Source organism: Variovorax boronicumulans NBRC 103145 (assembly GCF_001591345.1).
GTDB classification, from domain to species: Bacteria; Pseudomonadota; Gammaproteobacteria; order Burkholderiales; family Burkholderiaceae_C; genus Variovorax; species Variovorax boronicumulans.
In genome coordinates, this window is sequence record NZ_BCUS01000217.1 from 1 (window position 1) to 4,578 (window position 4,578).

3 protein-coding genes are annotated in these 4,578 nt (G+C 70.4%); 2 read left to right on the forward strand and 1 reads right to left on the reverse strand.

The window, feature by feature from the left end; all coding sequences use genetic code 11:
* Positions 1-1,147, reverse strand: a 1,147-nt coding sequence (locus tag VBO01S_RS30820) for a YhdP family protein (RefSeq protein ID WP_370682171.1), incomplete at its 3' end; no start/stop codon positions are given.
* Positions 1,148-1,172: 25 nt separating this feature from the next.
* Between VBO01S_RS30820 and glnE the strand changes: the two genes are divergently transcribed.
* Entirely contained in the window at positions 1,173-3,968 is a 2,796-nt protein-coding gene (gene glnE / locus VBO01S_RS30825; RefSeq protein ID WP_062482858.1) for a bifunctional [glutamate--ammonia ligase]-adenylyl-L-tyrosine phosphorylase/[glutamate--ammonia-ligase] adenylyltransferase, read from the forward strand.
* Positions 3,961-4,578 (forward strand): septal ring lytic transglycosylase RlpA family protein (locus VBO01S_RS30830; protein WP_157627535.1); only part of this gene is annotated, 618 nt, incomplete at its 3' end. The genes glnE and VBO01S_RS30830, both read left to right, overlap by 8 nt.

Here is a 4,578-nt window from a genome sequence, read left to right on the forward strand (position 1 = left end):
CCTCGCCCAGCGGCAGGCGGTCGGCGATGAGCGCCAGCGCCGCGAGGTCGAGCCGGTCGGCCTTCAGCGCGCCGTGCTCGGGCGTGCGGCCCTTGGCGGGCGTGTGCTGCAGCCACAGGTTGCCGCCCGGCCAGCGCAGGCCGTCGACGGTGTCGAACTGCAGCGCGGTGGTCGAGAACTCGAAGGTGTCCGCGTTCATCTGCCCCGCCAGCCGGCCGGTGACGGCGCGCAGCACCAGCGGCTGCAGCCCCTTGCCGAGCGAGGCGTCGATGCGGTTCAGGCCCAGGTCGGCCGCGCCGCCGACGATGCGCCCATCGTCCACGTCGGCCCACAGGCGCAGCGCGCCGTTGCCTTCGCGGATGCGCGCGTCGAGCGAGACGTACTGGCCCAGGCGCGTGACGTCGATGTAGGGCAGGTCGGCATAGAGCTGGCCGTCCCAGGTCTGCCAGTGGCCGCTGCGGATCGACAGCAGCGGCTGGCGGAACTGGCCGCGCAGCGTGAAGCGCTCGCCCCAGCCGGCCGGCGGCGTGGCATCCAGCCGCAGGCCGTGGCGGCGCGCGCCGTTGCGGGACACGAAGCGCACGTCGGTCAGCAGCAATGGTTCGGCGCGGCGCTGCTCGTCGGTCCAGCGCACGGTGCCGCCTTCGATGACGAACTCGCGCTGCGCGAAAAACCAGTCGGCGGCGCGGGTTTCTCCGGTCGTGTCGGTCTCCATGTGCAATCCAGCCACATGGAGTTTTCCCTGAGTGTCGCGGCGCACGTCGAGCTGCGGGCCCTCGATGTAGAGCTGCTCGAAATTCAGGCGCCACAGCGACCGCGGCGACACGCTCGCCACCACCCGCACGAGGCGAAGGGCCTCGCGCTGGTCTGCGTCCTGCAGCACCACGTCGCGCAATTCGAAGGCCGGAAATAGCCCTTCGGAACGGGCGGTGATGGCGCCGATGCGCACCGGGACACCGATGGCCTTGCTAGCCTGCGCCTCGAGTGCACCGCGAAAATCGCCGATTCGCGGCACAATCCACGCGTGCAGGACCACGACTGACAGTGCCAGCAGAAGCCACGCAGCGAAGAGCAGACCCAATAGCCAGCGCGCTGTCACAGCGGTGATTTGGAGCAGACGTGAAGGGGAAGACGCCGTGTCGTTCATTGAGGATCGCGCTGTGTCGGGAATTATGACCGCCAGCCTTGAGCCGGGTTCCGCGCCAACCCACACCAGTGTGAATCAGTTGCCATCCAATCCGACGCCTCCCGCGTTTTCTTCCAGTTCCCGATTCGTCCAGCGGCTGCGCCGCCGCTATGCGGCCGAGCTCGAATTGCTGCCGCCCGGCGAGCCCCGGCGCGAATCGATGACCGTCGCCTACGACGCCCTGCGCGCACGCGGCGTGGCCGTGGGCGATGCATTGCGCATCGTGCGCCAGCTCACGATGGAACGTCTGGTCACACTCGACTGTGACCAGCAGGCCCCGCTCGCGGTGGTGACCACGGCCGTGACCGAGCTGGCCGAACTGGCCCTGGACATCGCCTGCCAGGACGCCTGCCATGAACTTGACGCCCAGCACGGCGCGCCGCTCGGCCCCGAAGGCCAGCGCTCGCAGCTGTGGGTGATCGGCATGGGCAAGCTCGGCGCGCGCGAGCTCAACGTGTCCAGCGACATCGACCTCATCTACCTGTACGACGTCGACGGCGACACGGCCGGCGATGCCGACGGGCGCGGCAAGCTGTCCAACCAGGAGTACTTCGCGCGGGCCGTGAAGCGCATCTATGCGCTGGTGGGCGACGTGACCGAGCACGGCTTCGTGTTTCGCGTCGACCTGGCGCTGCGGCCCAACGGCAACTCGGGGCCGAGCGTGGTCTCGCTCGACGCCCTCGAAGAGTATTTCCAGGTGCAGGGCCGCGAGTGGGAGCGCTTTGCCTGGATGAAGAGCCGCGTGGTCGCACCGCGCGCCGTGGTGCTCGGCGGCCAGGCCCAGGCGCTGCGCAACGTGGTGCTGCCCTTCGTGTTCCGCCGTTATCTCGACTACAGCGTGTTCGACTCGCTGCGCATCCTGCACCGCCAGATCCGCGAACAGTCGGCGCGCCGCAGCGCCGGACGCCCCGAGCGCGCCAACGACGTGAAGCTCTCGCGCGGCGGCATCCGCGAAATCGAATTCACCGTGCAGCTGCTGCAGGTGGTACGCGGCGGCCAGTTCCCCGAGCTGCGCACGCGCCCCACGCTCGACGCGCTGCAGCGGCTGGCACGCGCCAACCTCATGCCGCAGGACACGGCCGACACGCTGGCCGCGGCCTATGAGTTCCTGCGCCGCGTGGAGCACCGCATCCAGTACCTGGACGACCAGCAGACCCACGTGCTGCCGGTCAACGACGACGACCTGCGCTGGATCGCGCAGTCGATGGGTTATGCCGACTGCTGCCCCTTCCTCGAACAGCTCGACACGCACCGCGAGTTCGTGGCCCAGGAGTTCGACAAGCTGCTGGGCGGCGAGAAGCCCTGCAACGGCAAGTGCAACGGCAAGAAGGCCGCCGCGCCCGCCGACCTGGCCGACCTGCTCGACGACCTGCCGCCCGTGTTCGCCGAGCGCATCCGCGACTGGTGCGAAACGCCACGCGTGCTCGCCCTGCGCGAAGAAACCCGGGGCCGCCTGCGCCAGCTGGTGCAACGCACTGGCCAGTGGCTGAAGGAGCCCGACGGCGAGGGCGCGGGACAGACGCCGCGCCACGTCGATGCCGCCATGCGCTGGGCCGACTGGATCGAGCCGCTGATGCGCCGTGAGAGCTACCTGGCGCTGCTGGTCGAGCGCCCCGCCGTGCAGGAGCGCCTGCTGCGCCTGCTGGGCGCCGCGAAGTGGCCCGCGCGCTACCTCATGCAGCACCCGGGCGTGATCGACGAACTCGCGAGCGACGAGATGCTCTCGGGCCGCTTCATCGCCGACGAATTCGAGCGCGAGCTCGAAGCGCGCCACACCTCGCTCACCCGCACCGGCGAAGCCGACGAAGAGCGCCTCTTGAACCTGCTGCGCCACGCCCACCACGCCGAGGTGTTCCGCACGCTGGCACGCGACGTGGACGGCCGCATCACCGTCGAGCAGGTGGCCGACGACCTGAGCGCGCTGGCCGACACCACGCTGCGCGTGACCGCGCGCTGGTGCTGGCCGCATGTGCGCAACCGGCACCGCGAGGTGCCGCAGTTCGCGATCATCGGCTACGGAAAACTGGGCGGCAAAGAGCTGGGCTACGGCAGCGACCTGGACATCGTGTTCGTCTACGACGACGACGACGAGCGCGCCGGCGAGGTCTATGCGGCCTACGTGCGCAAGCTCATCAACTGGCTCACGGTGAAGACGCGCGAGGGCGACCTGTTCGAGATCGACACCGCGCTGCGCCCCAACGGCAACTCGGGCCTGCTCACCACCAGCTTCGAGGCCTACGAAAAGTACCAGCTCGGTCGCGGCAGCAACACCGCCTGGACCTGGGAGCACCAGGCCATGACGCGCGCGCGCTTCGTGCTGGGCAGCGCCGACCACGGCGCCGAACTGGGCGCGCGTTTCGACCAGGTGCGCGAGGCCGTGCTGGTGGCCCCGCGCGACCGTGAGTCGCTGAAGGCCGAGATCATCGGCATGCGCAACAAGCTGCGCGGCGCCCGCCCCGTGAAGGCCGACCGCTTCGACGTGAAGCACAGCCCCGGCGGCATGGTCGATGCCGAGTTCGCGGTGCAGTTCCTGGTGCTGTCGGCCTCGGGCGCGCACCCCGAGCTGATTCCCAACCTGGGCAACATCGCGCTGCTGCTGCGCGCCGAGCAAGCCGGCCTGCTGCCCGAAGGCGTGGGCCGCAACGCTGCCACCGCCTACCGCGAGCTGCGCCGCGTGCAGCACACCGCACGCCTGAACGAAGAGCCCACGCAGGTCACGCCGCCCGCCCTGAGCGCCGAGCGCGACGCCATGCTGGCCTTGTGGAAGGCGGTCTTTGGCTGACCGCGCCCTCGCCTCCCGCGCGCTGACGGCCTGCGCCCTGGCCGCCGCGCTCGTGCTGGCCGGCTGCGCCAGCGGACCGCGCAGCAGTGGTGGCGGCGTCGCCAGTGGCCGCGACGGCCCCGGCAGCAACATCCCCTCGGACCTCGACCGCGTGCCCGACGCCGAACCCCGCGTCGAGGCGATCCGCAGCAGCGGCGGCACCAGCAAGCCGTACACGGTGCTGGGCCGGGGCTACGTGCCGATCACCGACGACCGGCCCTTCCGCGAATCGGGCATCGCCTCGTGGTACGGCCGCAAGTTCCATGCAGCCTCGACCGCGAGCGGCGAGCCCTACGACATGTACGCCATGACGGCCGCGCACAAGACGCTGCCGCTGCCGAGCTATGTGCGCGTGCGCAACCCGGCCAACGGCCGCGAGGTGATCGTGCGCGTGAACGACCGTGGCCCCTTCGTGGACGGCCGCGTGATCGACCTGAGCTACACGGCGGCGCTGAAGCTCGACCTGCTGCGCGGCGTGGCGCCGGTGGAGATCGAGCGCATCACCAACGAGGACATCCGCACCGGCGCCTGGCGCCGCGACGCGGGCACGGCCTATGCCGCGGCGCCTGCG

Coding starts and splice junctions, on each gene's coding strand:
- glnE (WP_062482858.1), top strand. CDS start 1,173: ATGACCGCCAGCCTTGAGCCGGGTTCCGCGCCAACCCACACCAGTGTG.